We start from the raw sequence: 15,231 nt of genomic DNA, 5'->3' as shown, positions 1-15,231 counted from the left end.
CTGATCAATCCCTGTTACACCTGATCAACCTTGATCGAAACTGATCAACTGTGTGACGCGGCCCCGGGCGGATCTGCTCTCCGCCCGGGGCACGCGCGCCCCGGAGGGCCCCTTGGCTCAGCGCCCCTTTCTCCGCGAGACCGTCCGGTACGGCGCGGCACCCGCCGTCCTCGTCCTGCTGCTGACCACGGCCCTCGCCGGGGCGGGCCTGGCCCTTCCCTGGGCGCTCGGCCGCACCCTGGACCTGCTGCTCGGCGACGACCGGGCGGCCGCCGGACCCTGGCTCGCGCTGTGCGCGGCGCTCACCGGCGCCACCGTCCTGCTCGGCGCCCTCGACGGCCTGGTCACCGCGACCGCCAACGCCCGCACCACCGCGTGGATCCGCGGGCGCGTACTGGGCCGGGTGCTCGCGGCCGGACCGCGCGCCGGGCTCCCCGAGGGCGACCTGGTGGCCCGGCTCGTCGGCAACGCCGCCCAGGCCGGCCCCGTCCCCGCCACCCTCGCCGCCACCCTCGCCGCCGTGCTCACCCCGGTCGGCGGACTGGTCGCGCTCGCCCTCACCGACGGGTGGACGGCCCTCGCGCTGCTCGCCGGGATGCCCGTACTCGCCCTGCTGCTCAAGGTGTTCGTCCGCAGGTCCGGCGATGTGGGCGCCGCCTATCTGCGCGCCCAGGGCGAGATCGCCGGGCGGCTCACCGAGGCGGTGGACGGCGCCCGCACCATCGCGGCGGCCCGGAACGCCGACCGTGACGCGGCCCGTATCCTCGCCCCGCTGCCCGAACTCTCCCGCCAGGGCTACCGGATGTGGCGGGTCACCGGCCGCTCCACCGCCCAGGCCGCCGCCCTGCTCCCGCTGCTCCAGCTCACCGTGCTCGCGGTCGCCGGGCTGCGGCTCGCGGACGGCGCGCTGAGCGTGGGCGGGATGCTCGCCGCCTGGCGGTACGCGGTCCTCGCCACCGGCACCGGCGTGCTGGTCGGCCAGCTCAACGGCCTGGTGCGCGGCCGCAACGCCGCCGACCGCCTGGCCGAGGCCCTCGACCCGCCCGCCATGACGTACGGAACACGCCAACTGCCCGAAGGATCAGGCGCGCTGGAGTTCCGCGGCGTCCGCACCGGGCCCCTGAACGACGTCGACCTCTATGTCCCCGGCGGGGCGGTGGCCGCCGTGGTGGGGCGCTCCGGCAGCGGCAAGACCGCCCTGGCGGCGGTCGCGGGCCGGCTCACGGACCCCGACCGGGGCACGGTCCTGGTCGACGGCGTGCCCCTGCCCGAGCTCTCCCGGCAGGCGCTGCGCCGCGAGGTCGGCCACGCCTTCGCCCGCCCGGCGCTCCTCGGCGCGACCATCGGCGCCACCATCGCGTTCGGCGTCGACGAACCCGGTCCCCGGGAGGTGCGGGCGGCCGCGCGGGCGGCGTGCGCCGACGAGTTCGTCCGCAGACTGCCGCTCGGCTACGACACCCCCTGCGACCGGGCCCCGATGTCCGGCGGAGAAGCCCAACGCCTCGGCCTGGCCAGGGCGTTCGCGCACTGCGGGCGGCTGCTGATCCTGGACGACGCCACCTCCAGCCTGGACTCCGCGACCGAGCGCAAGGTCTCCCGCGCCCTGCTCGACGAGCTCACCCCGGGCACCCGGCTCATCGTCGCCCACCGGGTGACCACGGCCGCCCGCGCCGATCTGGTGGTGTGGCTGGACGGCGGCTCGGTGCGCGCGCTCGCCCCGCACGCGGAGCTGTGGCGGCTGCCCGAATACCGCGCGGTGTTCGCGGAGGAGCCGGAGTGGGAGGAAGCCGGGTGAAGGGGCGGCGGCTGCTGGAACTCGCGCGCCCCCGATGGCGGGCGCTGCTCCGGCTCGCCCTCTGGTCGGCGCTGGAGGCGGGGGAGACGTTCCTGCTCGGCTATGCGCTGGCGCGGGCGCTCGACCGGGGCTTCCTCGCGGGCCACACCGGGACCGGCCTCGCTTGGCTGGGGCTCGCGGCGCTCGGTGTGGTCGCCGGATCCTTCGGCACCGGCCGGGTGCATCTGGCGGTGGCCGCGCTCGTCGAGCCCGTACGCGACGACCTCGTACGCCGGGTGGTGCGCCGGGCGCTGCGGGCGCCGGACGGGGCGGCGGTCTCCCGGCTCACCCACCAGGTGGAGATCGCCCGCGACACGCTCGCCGGACTGGTGATGGTGTCGCGCACCTTCGTCGTCACGGCGGTCGGCGCACTGATCGGGCTGTGCACGCTGGCGCCGGTGCTGCTGCCGGTGGTGGCGCTGCCGCTGGCCGCCTCCCTCGCCCTGTTCCTCGCCACCCTGCGCCCGCTCGCCCGCCGCCAGGAGGTGTTCCTCGCCGCCGACGAGGCACTGTCCGCCGAACTCGGCCTGGCGGTGGGCGGGTTGCGCGACATCACGGCGGCCGGGGCGCAGGACCGGGTGGCGGCGGACGTACAGGAGCGGATCGACGCCGAGTTCCGGGCCTCGCGGGCACTGGCCCGCTGGGGGGTGCTGCGCACCCTGGCGGCCGGGATCGGCGGCCGGCTGACCGTGGTGCTGCTGCTCGTGGCGGCGCCCTGGCTGCTCGACCACGGCGTCACCCCGGGCGCGTTCGTGGGCGCCCTCGCCTATCTCACCCAGTCCCTGATCCCGGCCCTGCAGTCCCTGATGCAGGGCCTGGGCACCTCGGGGGCGCGGCTGTTCGTGGTGCTGCGGCGGCTGACGGCGCAGGGGGCGCACACCCAGGAGCCCGCGCACCCGGCCGGTGAGCCCGGGCCGGACGAGGCGGTACGGCTGAGGGGCGTCACCTTCGCGTACGGGCCGGGCGCCGCGCCCGTCGTCGACGGCCTGGACCTGACCGTGCCCCACGGCGGGCACCTCGCGGTCGTCGGCCCCAGCGGAATCGGCAAGTCCACCCTGGCCGAGCTCATGGCGGGGGTACGGGCCCCGGACAGCGGCGAGGTTTTACGCGGATGCGCGCGGGTCCTGGTGCCCCAGCAGGCGTACGTCTTCACCGACACCGTCCGCGCCAACCTCAGCTATCTGTGCCCGGACGGCCCCGAGGACTCACCCGGCGACGACGGCCTGATCGCCGCCTGTACGGCCGTGGGCGCGCGCGAGCTCGTCGACCGGATCGGGGGGCTCGACGCGACCGTGGCGCCGTCGGAACTCTCGGCGGGGGAGCGGCAGTTGATCGCGCTCGCGCGTGCGTACGCGGCCCCCGCGCCCCTGGTCCTGCTCGACGAGGCGACCTGCCATCTCGACCCGGCGGCCGAGGCGAGGGCCGAGCGGGCGTTCGCCCGGCGGCCCGGGACGGCCCTGGTGGTGGTGGCGCACCGGACCGGTTCCGCGCGGCGGGCCCGGCAGGTTCTGGTGCTCGACGGCGCCGGCGCGGAGCACGGGACGCACGACGGTCTGCTCCACCAGTCCGCGTTCTACCGGGAGTTGACCGGATTACACCCATCCCTCGCCCTGGGAGATACGGATGGCGTCCACGCGGTTGCGGGCCCCGGTCTTGCGGGTGATCGCCGCCATGTAGTTCCGCACGGTCCCGTTGGACAGATGGAGACTGTGCGCGATGTCCGCGATCGAGGCGCCCTCGGCGGCGAGTGAGAGCACGCTCAGCTCCCGTCTGGTCAGCGGCATCTCGGCCGCGCGCAGGAAGCCGTAGCCCAGCGAGTCGTCGACGAACCGCTGACCTGCGGCGGCCCGTCTTATGGCCACGACGAGACGCTCCGGAGTGGCGTCCTTGTCGACATAGCCCAGGGCGTTCGCCTCCGCGGCCTGGCGCAGCGGCCCGGGCCGGTTGGCGCTGGCCAGCACGACGAGCCGGGAGCCCCGCGACCCGTTGTGCCGGCTCTGTAAGTCCCCCAGCGGTGCGATCCCGTACGAGTCGGAACAGTCGAGGTCCACGGCGCACACATCCGGCCGCAGGACCCGCGCGCGGGCGGGTGCGCTGCGCCAGGGCGCGTGATGGACCTCCAGGCCGGGTTCCCGGCCCAGGCGGTCGGCCAGCGCCGACCGCATCAAACAGGCATCGTGCACGAGAAGTACCCGGATCACGTTTCAGCCCCCTCCAGCTCCCCGCCTACCGGTTGCCTTCCTTCGGCACGCGAAACATTTCTATCCGCGGCCCGGGGCAGGGGAAGCCGGATTATCAGCCACGGGGTGGCACGGGGGCGCGCACGGCGCACGGCGTAGGCGCGGGGCGGTAGTGCCGACGGTACGCGCGCGCCGGGCGCAAAGCCGGATCAGGTCGACACGTCGTCCTGGGCCGTGAGGTCGATCAGCCGGCACACCGTCTCGATGTCGATCTTCACCTGGGCGATCGAGGCCCGCCCCGACAGCCAGGTGATCAGGGCCGAGTGCCAGGTGTGCTCGATCACGCGGACCGCCGAGAGCTGCTGCGGCGTCGGGTGGTCCAGGCCCATCGCGTCCAGGATGATCGCGGTGGTCTGCCGGGAGACCGTGTCCACCTCGGGGCTGACCGAGCGGTCGGCGAAGGTGAGGGCGCGCACCATCGCGTCGGCGAGGTGCGGCTCGCGCTGGAGCGCGCGGAACGCCCGCATCAGCGTCTCGGCGACCCGCTGCGCGGAGGAGTCGCCGGAGGGCGGGTGCTTGCGGAGCGTGGAGTGCAGATGCTGGAGCTGGTCCTGCATGGTGGCGACCAGCAGATGGATCTTGGAAGGGAAGTAGCGGTAGAGCGTGCCGAGCGCGACCCCCGCGGCCTCGGCGACCTCACGCATCTGGACCGCGTCGAAGCCGCCCCGGCTGGCCAGCTGGGCGCTGGCGTGCAGGATGCGGCGGCGGCGCGCCTCCTGGCGCTCGGTCAGGGCGGGCGACGCAGAGATGGCTGCCTTGGTTTCCGCTGTCATCTGTCCCGTTCCGTCATCCGATGCCGACTGTTCCCCGTGCGGGCCCCGCGCGAGTCCCGTGCGGTTCCCGCGCCCCTGGCGGCCCGTTTCCGGGCGCACAGCATGGCAGGGGCCCCAGTGGTGGCGCGAATCACCTGATCCGGCCCTCACACGCGCGCTACCTGCCGGTAGATTCGAAGCTTCCTGAGGCTCCCCCGGGAGATCAAGAAGGATCAAGTCTGGAACTTGTTCTAGATTAGCGCGAGCGGTTACGCTCCGGCGAAAACGCAGCGATGAAGGGGCCGCGAGTGACCGCAGAGGCCGTAGAGGCAAGCCCCCGCGCAGGGGAGCCGGCCCGTGCGGGCGACCGCCCGCTGCGGATCGCCCTCCTGACGTACAAGGGCAATCCGTTCTGCGGCGGCCAGGGCGTCTACGTACGCCACCTCTCCCGCGAACTCGCCCGCCTGGGGCACAGCGTGGAGGTCATCGGCGCCCAGCCGTACCCCGTCCTGGACGAGGGCGTGCCGCTCACCGAGCTCGCCAGCATGGACCTGTACCGCTCGCCGGACCCGTTCCGCACGCCCAAGAAGGACGAGTACCGGGACTGGATCGACGGCCTTGAGGTCGCCACCATGTGGACCGGCGGCTTCCCGGAGCCGCTGACGTTCTCGCTGCGGGCCCGGCGCCACCTCGCCGCCCGCAAGGGCGAGTTCGACGTCATCCACGACAACCAGACGCTCGGCTACGGCCTGCTCGCGGACCTCGGCGCCCCCCTCGTCACCACGATCCACCACCCCATCACCGTCGACCGGCAGCTGGAGCTGGACGCCGCAGGGGACTGGAAGCGGCGCTCCTCCGTACGCCGCTGGTACGGGTTCACCCGGATGCAGAAGCGGGTCGCGCGGCGGCTGCCGTCCGTGCTCACCGTCTCCGGCTCCTCGCAGCGCGAGATCGTCGAGCACCTCGGGGTGCGCGAGGACCGCATCTGCGTGGTGCACATCGGCGCCGACACCGACCTGTGGTCGCCCGACCCGTCGGTGGCCGAGGTGCCCGGCCGGATCGTCACCACCTCCAGCGCGGACGTGCCGCTCAAGGGGCTCGTCTTCCTCGTCGAGGCGCTCGCCAAGGTGCGCGCCGAGCACCCCGAGGCGCATCTGGTGGTCGTCGGCAAGCGTGCCGAGGACGGGCCGGTCGCCCAGGCCATCGAGAAGTACGGGCTCGGCGACGCGGTCCGGTTCGTCAAGGGCATCACCGACGCCGAGCTCGTCGACCTCGTACGGTCCGCGCAGGTCAGCTGTGTGCCTTCGCTGTACGAGGGGTTCTCGCTGCCGGCCGCCGAGGCGATGGCGACGGGGACGCCGCTGGTGGCCACCACCGGCGGCGCGATCCCCGAGGTGGCCGGGCCCGACGGCGAGACGTGCCTGGCGGTCCCGCCGGGCGACCCGCAGGCGCTGGCCGCCGGTCTCGTACGCCTCCTCGGCGACCCGGAGCTGCGCGCGCGGCTCGGCGCGGCCGGGCGGCAGCGGGTGCTGGAGCGGTTCACCTGGGCCCGGGCGGCCGAGGGCACCGCCGAGCTGTATCGCTCCGCGATCGCGGGCAGAACGGCACGGGCCGGGTGACCCGGCCCCCCAGAGCACCAGGGCGCTCCGCGCCCGGGAACCCCGGCCGCTCCGCGGCCGCAGCTGATCTCCATCCGAAAGGGCAGACCCCGTGCTGACCGTCGACTTCTCCCGCTTCCCGCTCGCCCCGGGCGACCGCGTGCTCGACCTGGGCTGCGGCGCGGGACGGCACGCCTTCGAGTGCTACCGGCGCGGTGCGCAGGTCGTGGCGCTCGACCAGAACGGCGAGGAGATCCGCGAGGTCGCCAAGTGGTTCGCGGCGATGAAGGAGGCCGGGGAGGCGCCCGAGGGGGCGACCGCCACGGCCATGGAGGGCGACGCGCTCAACCTGCCCTTCCCCGACGAGTCCTTCGACGTCGTGATCATCTCCGAGGTCATGGAGCACATCCCGGACGACAAGGGCGTGCTCGCCGAGATGGTCCGCGTCCTCAAGCCGGGCGGCCGGATAGCGGTCACCGTGCCCCGCTACGGGCCGGAGAAGGTCTGCTGGGCGCTCTCCGACGCGTACCACGAGGTCGAGGGCGGCCACATCCGCATCTACAAGGCGGACGAGCTGCTCGCCAAGATGCGCGAGGCGGGCCTCAAGCCGTACGGCCGGCACCACGCGCACGCGCTGCACTCGCCGTACTGGTGGCTCAAGTGCGCCTTCGGCGTTGACAACGACAAGGCGCTGCCGGTGCGGGCGTACCACAAGCTGCTGGTCTGGGACATCATGAAGAAGCCCCTGGTCACCCGGCTCGCGGAGCAGGCGCTCAACCCGATCGTGGGCAAGAGCTTCGTGGCGTACGCGACCAAGCCGCACCTGGTCTCCGCCGCCGTGACCGACGGGGTCGACGCCAAGTGACCTCACCGGAGCGGACCGAGCACCTCGTCCTGCCGGGGGTGCTCACCGCCGGGCAGGCCGCCGCCACGGTGGCCGGCATCCTGGCCGTGCAGCGCGAGGACGGCGCCATACCGTGGTTCCGCGGGCACCATCTGGACCCGTGGGACCACACCGAGGCCGCGATGGCGCTGGACGCGGCGGGCGAGCACGAGGCCGCGGCGCGCGCCTACGAGTGGCTGGCGCGGCACCAGAACGACGACGGGTCCTGGTACGCGGCGTACCACGACGGCGACTTCGCGCAGATCACCGACCGGGGGCGGGAGACCAACTTCGTCGCGTACGTGGCGGTGGGGGTCTGGCACCACTACCTCGCCACCGGCGACGACACCTTCCTCGACCGGATGTGGCCGGTCGTGTTCGCGGCGGTCGAGTTCGTGCTGCGGCTTCAGCAGCCGGGCGGGCAGATCGGGTGGAAGCGCGAGGAGGACGGCACGCCCGTCACCGACGCGCTGCTGACCGGCAGCTCCTCGATCCACCAGGCGCTGCGGTGCGCGCTGGCCATCGCCGAGCAGCGCGAGGAGCCGCAGCCGGACTGGGAGCTGGCGACGGGCGCGCTCGCGCACGCCGTGGCCCGCCATCCCGAGCGCTTCCTCGACAAGTCCCGCTACTCGATGGACTGGTACTACCCGGTCCTCGGCGGCGCGGTGAGCGGCGTGGAGGCGAAGGCGCGCATCGAGTCGCGCTGGGAGGCGTTCGTGGTGCCCGGGCTCGGGGTGCGCTGCGTTCTGCCCAACCCGTGGGTGACGGGCGGCGAGAGCTGCGAACTCGCGCTCGCGCTGTGGGTGATGGGCGAGTCCGACCGCGCGCTGGAGATCCTCCAGTCCATCCAGCACCTGCGGGCCGGGGACGGCCTGTACTGGACGGGTTACGTGTTCGAGGGCAACCGGGCGGTGTGGCCGGAGGAGCTCACGACGTGGACGGCGGGGTCGTTGCTGCTGGCGGTGGCGGCGCTGGGCGGGGACGAGGCGACGGCGGCGGTGTTCGCGGGGGACCGGCTGCCGCGGGGCCTGGCACCGGACTGCTGCGCCTAGCCCCCCGGGCTTTGGGGCCCCACCCGGGTTCGGGGTTTGGGGGCGTAGCCCCCGAGAAAACGCCTTCGCGCCCCATACGGACCCGCCCCGGTGGCCGCGCGACGCCGCCCGCGTGACGCTGCCGGGGAGGCAGAAACGTCCCCGGAGGTCACCGTGCCCAGTACGCTCCCGCTCCGCCGCATACTCGCGGCGGTCGTCCTCTCCACCGCCATCCTGGTGTCGACGACCGCCTGCGGAGGCGAAACCAAGAGCGCCCGCAACAGCCTGACCGCGGCGGAGGCCAGCGTCTCGCCGTCCAGTTCGTTCGAGAAGCAGAAGCTCGCCAAGACGCGGTTCGTCGCCAACGCGGGACTCGCGGCGGGGGCCGCCTACCAGTGGATCGTGAAGCCCTTCAAGGCGGGCAAGTTCAAGAAGGGCACCAAGGGCCGGACGTTCGCCCTGGTCAAGGCGGGGCTCGCCGGTGCCTTCACGTACAACCGGCTGAAGGCGGCCGTGAACAACGCCAAGGGCGACCCGCTCCTCTCCAAGGCCGTCGCCCCCCTCAGCTCCGGCATCGACTCGCTCAAGAACCTCGGCAGCAAGCTCCGCAAGGGCGACGCCACCGACGCGGACGTCGGGATGTTCGAGAACGTCATCAACGGCGTGAAGGACGCGGGCAAGGGCGCGGGCGCCGAGGTCAAGGACCAGGTGCCGTCGGCCTCGCAGCTCAGCGGCGGCTGACCCCCACCAGCTCCGCCATCACCCGTAGCGTCGTCGGGTCCGGTGAGGTGACCAGGAGGTCCGTCACCGGGCCCTCGCGCCACAACTCCAGCCGCTCCGCGATCCGTTCGCGCGGACCGACCAGCGAGATCTCGTCGGCGAAGGCGTCCGGAACCGCCCGTACCGCCTCCTCGCGGCGGCCCTCGGCGAACAGCGCCTGGATCCGGCGGGCTTCGGCCTCGTACCCCATCCGCGCCATGAGATCCGCGTGGAAGTTGCGGGCCGCGTGCCCCATCCCGCCGATGTAGAAGCCGAGCATCGCCTTGACCGGGAGCAGTCCCTCGGCCACGTCCTCGCACACGTGCGCCCGGACCATGGGCGCGACCGTGAAGCCCTCGGGCGCCCGGGCCAGCGACTCCTTGTACGCGTCGAGGCGGGTCGGCGACCAGTACAGCGGCAGCCAGCCGTCCGCGATCCGGGTCGTCTGGGCGATGTTCTTGGGGCCCTCGGCGCCGAGCAGCAGAGGCAGGTCCGCCCGCAGCGGATGGGTGATCGCCTTGAGGGGTTTGCCGAGGCCGGTGCCGTCCGCGCCCCGGTAGGGGTGTGCGTGGAAGCGGCCGTCCAGCTCCACCGGCGCCCCGCGCCGCAGCACCTGCCGGATCACCTCCACGTACTCCCGCGTCGCCGTCAGCGGGCTGGACGGGAACGGCCGTCCGTACCACCCCTCCACCACCTGCGGCCCCGAAAGACCGAGGCCGAGCATCATCCGGCCGCCCGAGAGGTGGTCCAGGGTCAGTGCGTGCATGGCGGTCGCGGTGGGGGTGCGGGCCGCCATCTGCGCCACCGCCGTGCCCAGGCGGATACGGGAGGTGTGCGCGGCGATCCAGGTCAGCGGGGTGAAGGCGTCGGAGCCCCAGGCCTCCGCCGTCCACACGGAGTCGTAGCCGAGGCGTTCCGCCTCCCGGGCGAGTTCCGGATGCCCGGGGTTCGGGCCGCGCCCCCAGTAGCCCAGTGCCAGTCCCAGCCGCATGCCGACGCCCCTCACCGAGGTAACTGACGGATCGTCAGGGGAGCGTACGGCAAAGGCCCCCCGCCCGAAAGGGCGAGGGGCCTGGGGTGCGAGGCGTCAGCCCCGCTGGATGCCCGTGGTGTCCTGGAGGACGCCGCGGCGGCCGTCCTGCGTCTGCGCGACCAGGGCCGCACCGCGCTGCTCCACCGCCAGGTACCAGGTGCCGGGCGCGAGCTCGGCGATCGGCGTGGGGGAGCCGTCCTCCGCGTACAGCGGACGGGCCACCGGAACGGCGAACCAGAACGGGGCGAAGTCACCGGCCTGGGCACCGGCCGCGGGCTGCGGCTGGGACGGGGCGGCGGGCGCCGGGGTCTGGCCGCCCTGGCTCGGGTCGGTGCCCTGCGCACCGAACGGCTGCGGCTGGGCGGCACCCGGGTAGCCGTAGCCACCCGCCGGGGGCTGGGCGCCGTAGGGCTGGGCGCCGTACGGGGCCACGGCCGGGGTCGCGCTGCCCATGAGCGGGGCCTTGAGCGCGGCGACCATCGGACCGGCCACGGCACCGGCGGCGAGCACCAGCGCGGCGATCAGGCCGAGGATCATGCCGGCGCCGGCCTTGTCCATGTCGATGATGGTCCAGAACGCGGTCCACGCCGAGAAGATCGTGAACGCGGTGCCGAACTGGCCCAGGTCGATGCCGGCGATCTTCTTCGGCTGCGGCAGCGAACGCGCCACCACGATGAGGACCGCGCCGATGATGCCGGCCAGGAACATGCTCATCAGCAGGCCCAGCGAGTCCCAGGCGTTCGGCAGGTCGAGCTTCGGGCAGAACGTACCGGAGCACGAATTGCCGACCGAGTAGAGATCGAGGAACGAGGCGATGAACAGCACCACCGCTGCTCCGATCACCACGCCGTCGCCTCGCGTGAGGGAGCGGATGTTCACGTAAATAGTCCTTTTGGGTCGTCTCGTCGGGGCGGTCATCGCTGCCGCCGGTGTACGTGCACACGGCGCGAAGCACGGGAGTGGTTCCCCACCCGGAGGAGAATCTATCGTCTGACCGGGTGGGAAGTCCCCTCGGTGCTCAGACCGTGACCGACCCGCAGCCGACCGCTCCCGTCGGCGAACCCCTCATTTCTGCAGGAAGCTGCCGATCCCGTCCGCGATGCCCTGGGCCGCCTTCTGTCGCCAGTCCGCGCTCCTCAGCAGGGCGGCATCGCCGGAATCCCGCATGTTGCCGCACTCGATGAACACCTTCGGCACGGTCGACAGATTGAGCCCGCCGAGGTCCTTGCGGACGTCCAACCCGGTGCCGTCGCCCACGTAGTTGGAGGGCGGCATGCCGGTGGCGTGCACGAACTTCCCCGCGATCCTCACACCCAGCTCACGCGAGGGGGCCACGATCGGGGCGGTGTTCGCCTTCCCCGCGTTCACCAGGGCGGGCAGGATCACATGGAAGCCGTGCTGCCCCTCGGCCGCGCCGTCGGCGTGCACCGAGACGACCGCGTCGGCCTTCGCCCGGTTGCCGATCGCGGCCCGCTCGTCCACGCACGGGCCGAACGGCCGGTCGTTGTCCTGGGTGTACGTGACGGTCGCGCCCTGCTTCTCCAGGAGCGCCCGCAGACGGTGCGAGACGTCCAGGGTGAACGCGGCCTCGGTGTAGCCGCCTTCGGTGTCGGTGCCGGTGGTGTCGCACTCCTTCTTGTTCGTCCCGATGTCGACCTGGCGGTTGATCTCGGTGGCGTGCTTGAAGTTGCTCGGGTTGTGCCCCGGGTCGATCACCACGACCCGTCCGGCGAGCGGCCCGCTGGGCCGGGCGGACTGGGTGGAGGCCGAGGCGGAGGGCTTCGGGGTCGCCGTCACGGTCACGGTCGGCGGCTGGGCGTTCCCGTTCCCCGACGGCCGCACGGCGGGCGCGCTGGGCAGCGGCAGCACCTTCGGCGGCTTGTCGTCCTGGCCGCCGGAGCCGCCCATGGCCTGCCACACCAGCCACCCGGCCAGGGCGGTCGGGACCAGCGCGGCGGTCACGATGACGAGATTGCCGCGCAGCCGGCGCCGGGCAGGGGTGGGGGACTCGCTGTCGTACGACACGCTGCGATGCTAGCCGGGCGGGGTGGCGGGGGCGCGGTGCGTGCGGCCGAAGGGGTGCGCCGTGGTGTGCGCCGTCACACCCCGGCGCGCGTGCGGCGCAGGACGCGCAGTGAGTCGGTGGCCGAGACCTCGGTGAACGCGCCGGAGGCGAGGGCCCGCAGATAGACGCGGTACGGGGCCTGGCCGGTGAACTCGTCGACCGGTTCGGGGAAGACGTCGTGGATCACCAGCAGCCCGCCCTCGGCGAGGTGCGGGGCCCAGCCCTCGTAGTCCCCGTTGGCGTGCTCGTCGGTGTGCCCGCCGTCGATGAAGACGAGCCCGACCGGGCCGCCCCAGGCCCGCGCCGCCTGCGGCGAGCGCCCCACGACCGCGATCACGTGGTCCTCCAGGCCCGCCTTGTGCAGGGTGCGGCGGAAGGTGGGCAGGGTGTCCATCAGACCGACCTCGGGGTCGACCACGGACGGGTCGTGGTACTCCCAGCCCGGCTGCTGCTCCTCGCTGCCCCGGTGGTGGTCGACGGTGACGGCGACGGTCCCGGCGGCGCGGGCGGCGTCCGCGAGCAGCAGCGTGGAGCGGCCGCAGTAGGTGCCGACCTCCAGGAGCGGCAGTCCGAGCGCGCCCGCCTCGACGGCCGCCGCGTAGAGCGCGAGCCCCTCGCCCAGGGGCATGAAGCCCTTGGCGGCCTCGAAGGCGGCGAGTATCTCCGGCTTGGGTGTCGCCATGGCGGGGCTCCCGGGGGTCGTGCGCGCGGTGGCGGTGCGCGGTGGTCCTTCGATGTGAAGGGGGCGCCACATCGTAATCCCCGGCCGATCCCGCCCTCGATCTGACCTTCCGTCAGATTGAAACGTGTTCTAGTCTGTCGCCGTTCCAGTGGCGGCCACGGCGGCGGGGGAGTGCGGATGGGCATCGGAATCACCCGGGAGCAGCGCGAGCTGGCCGAGGCGGTACGGGGCTGGCTGGCGCGGGCCGTGCCGCCCGAGGAAGTGCGCAAACTGCTCGACGCGGCCGACGCGACCGCCTCCCGGCCGCCGTACTGGGACGCGCTGGCCGAGCAGGGCCTGCTCGGCGTCCATCTGGCCGAGCACGGAGGCGGGGGCCTGGTGGAGCTCGCGGTGGTGCTGGAGGAGGCGGGCAGGGGCGCACTGCCCGGCCCGTATCTGCCCAGCGTGCTGGCGGCGGCGGTGCTGGAGCGGGCGGGGCACCCGGCGACGGTGGACGCCCTCGCGACCGGGGCCGGGACCGCGGCCGTGGCGCTCGGCCCCGGGACCCTCACCGCCGTACCGGATCCGGCGGGCTGGACGCTCGACGGGGCCGCGCCGCCCGTCCTCGCCGGAGCCCAGGCCGATCTGCTGGTGCTTGCCGCGCGGGCGGGCGGGGAGACGGTGTGGCTGGTGGTGGACGCGGCGGACCTGGACGTACGGGCGCACACGGGCGCCGACCCGACCCGCCCCACCGCCGAGGTCACCGCGCACGGCCTCACCGTCCCCGGCGACCGGGTCCTCGCCGTGGACCCCGGACTCGTACCGGACCTGGCAGCCGTCCTCTTCGCCGCCGAGGCGTGCGGGACCGCCGCCTGGGCGCTGGAGACGGCGGTCGCCCACGCCAAGGTGCGCGAGCAGTTCGGGCGGCCCATCGGGCGGTTCCAGGCGGTCAAGCACCTGTGCGCCGACATGCTGGTCCGGGTCGAGCAGGCGCGGGCGCTGGTGTGGGACGCGGCGCGGGCGGCGCCGTCGGAACCGGCCGGGGTGCGGGGACTCACCGCCTCGCTGGCGGCGGCCACCGCGCTCGACGCCGCCCTCACCTGCGCCCAGGACTGCGTCCAGATTCTCGGCGGCATCGGCTTCACCTGGGAGCACGACGCCCACCTCCATCTGCGCCGCGCCCTGGTGGCCCGCCAGCTCCTGGGCGGGGGCGACACCCACCGGCAGCGGGCCGTCCGGCTCGCCGGGGCCGGGGCGCGCCGGGAGCTGCGCCTGGAACTGCCCGAGGAGGCGGAGGCGTTCCGGGGCCCGGCGCGGGAGGCGGCCGAGTCCGTACGCGGCCTCGACCCGGCGGCCGCCCGGCGCGCCCTGGCCCCCACCGGCTACGCCGCGCCCCATCTGCCGCCGCCGTACGGCCTGGGCGCCGGCCCCGTACAACAGCTCGTCGTCCAGGAGGAGTTGAGGGCGGCCGGGGTGCAGGTCGCCGAGCTGGGGATCGGCACCTGGGTGGTGCCGTCGCTGCTCGCGTACGGGACGCCGGAGCAGCAGGAGCGCTTCCTGCTGCCGACCCTGCGCGGGGACCTGCTGTGGTGCCAGCTGTTCTCGGAGCCGGAGGCGGGCTCGGACCTGGCGAGCCTGCGGACCCGGGCCGAGCGCACCGACGACGGCTGGCGGATCACCGGCCAGAAGGTGTGGACGAGCGCGGCCCAGTGGGCGGACCACGGGATCCTGCTCGCCCGGACCGACCCGACGGCCCCCAAGCACGAGGGCCTGACGTACTTCCTGGTCGACATGAAGAACACCCCCGGCATCGACATCCGCCCCCTCCGGGAGATCACCGGCGACGCCCTCTTCAACGAGGTGTACTTCGACGGGGCGCGGCTGGCGCCCGACGCGGTCGTCGCAGAGCCGGGCGGCGGCTGGCGGGTCGCCCGCAACACCCTGGGCAACGAACGCGTCCACATGGCCGACCAGTTGACATTCGACACCGGTCTGGAGGCGCTCCTCGCCCGCGCCGACGGGCTCGACGGCTCCTGCCGCGCCCGGATCGGCGCGCTGGCCGCCGAGGCGCACGCGCTCGCCTGCGTCGGGCTGCGCACCACCCTGCTCCAGGTCTCGGGCCTGGAGCCCGGGGCGGGGGCCAGTGTGCGCAAGCTCGTCCAGACCGCCCACCAGCAGAAGGTGGCCGAGCTCGCCCTCGAACTGCTCGGCCCGGCGGGGGCGAGCGCCGAGGGCCCGGCGGAGCGGGCCGTCCACGGCTATCTGATGTCCCGCTGTCTGACCATCGCGGGCGGCACCACCCAGGTCCAGCTCAATGTCGTGGCCGAGCGGATCCTCGGCCTGCCGCGAGACTGAACGAGCCCGAAGGAGTACGG

At 73.9% G+C, this 15,231-nt stretch carries 12 protein-coding genes and 1 pseudogene; 7 read left to right on the top strand and 6 right to left on the bottom strand.

Annotated elements, in window-relative coordinates; translation table 11 throughout:
• Nucleotides 1-112: 112 nt before the first annotated feature.
• Together A8W25_RS09455 and A8W25_RS35540 are read left to right on the top strand one after the other, a co-directional pair.
• Nucleotides 113-1,795, top strand: a complete 1,683-nt coding sequence (locus A8W25_RS09455; RefSeq protein ID WP_067160909.1) for an ATP-binding cassette domain-containing protein — start codon at nt 113-115, stop codon at nt 1,793-1,795.
• Nucleotides 1,777-3,585: an ABC transporter ATP-binding protein gene (locus A8W25_RS35540; RefSeq protein ID WP_324616195.1), complete on the top strand. Its 1,809-nt coding sequence runs from the start codon at nt 1,777-1,779 to the stop codon at nt 3,583-3,585. The genes A8W25_RS09455 and A8W25_RS35540 overlap by 19 nt, the downstream gene beginning before the upstream one ends.
• Here the strand turns inward: A8W25_RS35540 and A8W25_RS32140 are convergent.
• Together A8W25_RS32140 and A8W25_RS09445 are read right to left on the bottom strand one after the other, a co-directional pair.
• Nucleotides 3,511-3,999: pseudogene (locus A8W25_RS32140) on the bottom strand (LuxR C-terminal-related transcriptional regulator); the annotation flags it as partial. The gene A8W25_RS35540 and the pseudogene A8W25_RS32140 overlap by 75 nt on opposite strands.
• Before the next feature lie 224 nt (nt 4,000-4,223).
• Nucleotides 4,224-4,847, bottom strand: a complete 624-nt coding sequence (locus A8W25_RS09445; protein WP_067158563.1) for a TetR family transcriptional regulator — start codon at nt 4,845-4,847, stop codon at nt 4,224-4,226.
• Between the two features lie 287 nt (nt 4,848-5,134).
• Here A8W25_RS09445 and A8W25_RS09440 point away from each other — a divergent pair, with 287 nt between their 5' ends.
• The 4 genes from A8W25_RS09440 to A8W25_RS09425 all read left to right on the top strand — a co-directional run bounded on the left by A8W25_RS09440 (nt 5,135) and on the right by A8W25_RS09425 (nt 9,079).
• The gene (locus A8W25_RS09440) at nt 5,135-6,445 is read left to right on the top strand and encodes a glycosyltransferase family 4 protein (RefSeq protein ID WP_067158561.1); all 1,311 of its coding nucleotides are present in this window, start codon (nt 5,135-5,137) and stop codon (nt 6,443-6,445) included.
• A gap of 91 nt (nt 6,446-6,536) precedes the next feature.
• Nucleotides 6,537-7,289, top strand: a complete 753-nt coding sequence (locus A8W25_RS09435) for a class I SAM-dependent methyltransferase (protein WP_067158560.1) — start codon at nt 6,537-6,539, stop codon at nt 7,287-7,289.
• Nucleotides 7,286-8,359, top strand: a complete 1,074-nt coding sequence (locus A8W25_RS09430; protein ID WP_067158558.1) for a prenyltransferase — start codon at nt 7,286-7,288, stop codon at nt 8,357-8,359. The genes A8W25_RS09435 and A8W25_RS09430 overlap by 4 nt, the downstream gene beginning before the upstream one ends.
• 153 nt (nt 8,360-8,512) lie before the next feature.
• Nucleotides 8,513-9,079, top strand: a complete 567-nt coding sequence (locus tag A8W25_RS09425) for a hypothetical protein (protein ID WP_067158556.1) — start codon at nt 8,513-8,515, stop codon at nt 9,077-9,079.
• Here the strand turns inward: A8W25_RS09425 and A8W25_RS09420 are convergent.
• The 4 genes from A8W25_RS09420 to A8W25_RS09405 form a co-directional block, all read right to left on the bottom strand.
• The gene (locus A8W25_RS09420; protein WP_067158554.1) at nt 9,066-10,088 is read right to left on the bottom strand and encodes an LLM class F420-dependent oxidoreductase; all 1,023 of its coding nucleotides are present in this window, start codon (nt 10,086-10,088) and stop codon (nt 9,066-9,068) included. The two genes, A8W25_RS09425 and A8W25_RS09420, sit on opposite strands and share 14 nt — an antisense overlap.
• Before the next feature lie 96 nt (nt 10,089-10,184).
• A complete protein-coding gene (locus tag A8W25_RS09415; protein ID WP_067158552.1) occupies nt 10,185-11,009 on the bottom strand; it encodes a DUF5336 domain-containing protein in 825 nt (274 codons plus the stop codon).
• A 186-nt stretch (nt 11,010-11,195) separates the two neighbouring features.
• Nucleotides 11,196-12,155 (bottom strand): N-acetylmuramoyl-L-alanine amidase, encoded by a 960-nt coding sequence (locus A8W25_RS09410; protein WP_067158550.1) that lies wholly within the window; start codon nt 12,153-12,155, stop codon nt 11,196-11,198.
• Between the two features lie 74 nt (nt 12,156-12,229).
• A complete protein-coding gene (locus A8W25_RS09405; RefSeq protein WP_067158548.1) occupies nt 12,230-12,877 on the bottom strand; it encodes a class I SAM-dependent methyltransferase in 648 nt (215 codons plus the stop codon).
• A 177-nt stretch (nt 12,878-13,054) separates the two neighbouring features.
• Here A8W25_RS09405 and A8W25_RS09400 point away from each other — a divergent pair, with 177 nt between their 5' ends.
• Nucleotides 13,055-15,211: an acyl-CoA dehydrogenase gene (locus A8W25_RS09400; RefSeq protein ID WP_067158546.1), complete on the top strand. Its 2,157-nt coding sequence runs from the start codon at nt 13,055-13,057 to the stop codon at nt 15,209-15,211.
• The last annotated feature ends 20 nt before the right edge of the window (nt 15,212-15,231 follow it).

The organism is Streptomyces sp. ERV7 (assembly GCF_001653515.1).
In the GTDB taxonomy this organism is placed as follows: Bacteria; Actinomycetota; Actinomycetes; order Streptomycetales; family Streptomycetaceae; genus Streptomyces.
Note: the sequence above shows the minus strand (reverse complement) of the source record. Positions and strands in the feature narration are given on the sequence as shown.

What these genes read in the sequence shown, in the direction of transcription:
- A8W25_RS09400 (WP_067158546.1), top strand. Translation starts at nt 13,055, where the DNA reads ATGGGCATCGGAATCACCCGGGAGCAGCGCGAGCTGGCCGAGGCGGTA.
- A8W25_RS09420 (WP_067158554.1), bottom strand. Translation starts at nt 10,088, where the DNA reads ATGCGGCTGGGACTGGCACTGGGCTACTGGGGGCGCGGCCCGAACCCC.
- A8W25_RS09405 (WP_067158548.1), bottom strand. Translation starts at nt 12,877, where the DNA reads ATGGCGACACCCAAGCCGGAGATACTCGCCGCCTTCGAGGCCGCCAAG.
- A8W25_RS09445 (WP_067158563.1), bottom strand. Translation starts at nt 4,847, where the DNA reads ATGACAGCGGAAACCAAGGCAGCCATCTCTGCGTCGCCCGCCCTGACC.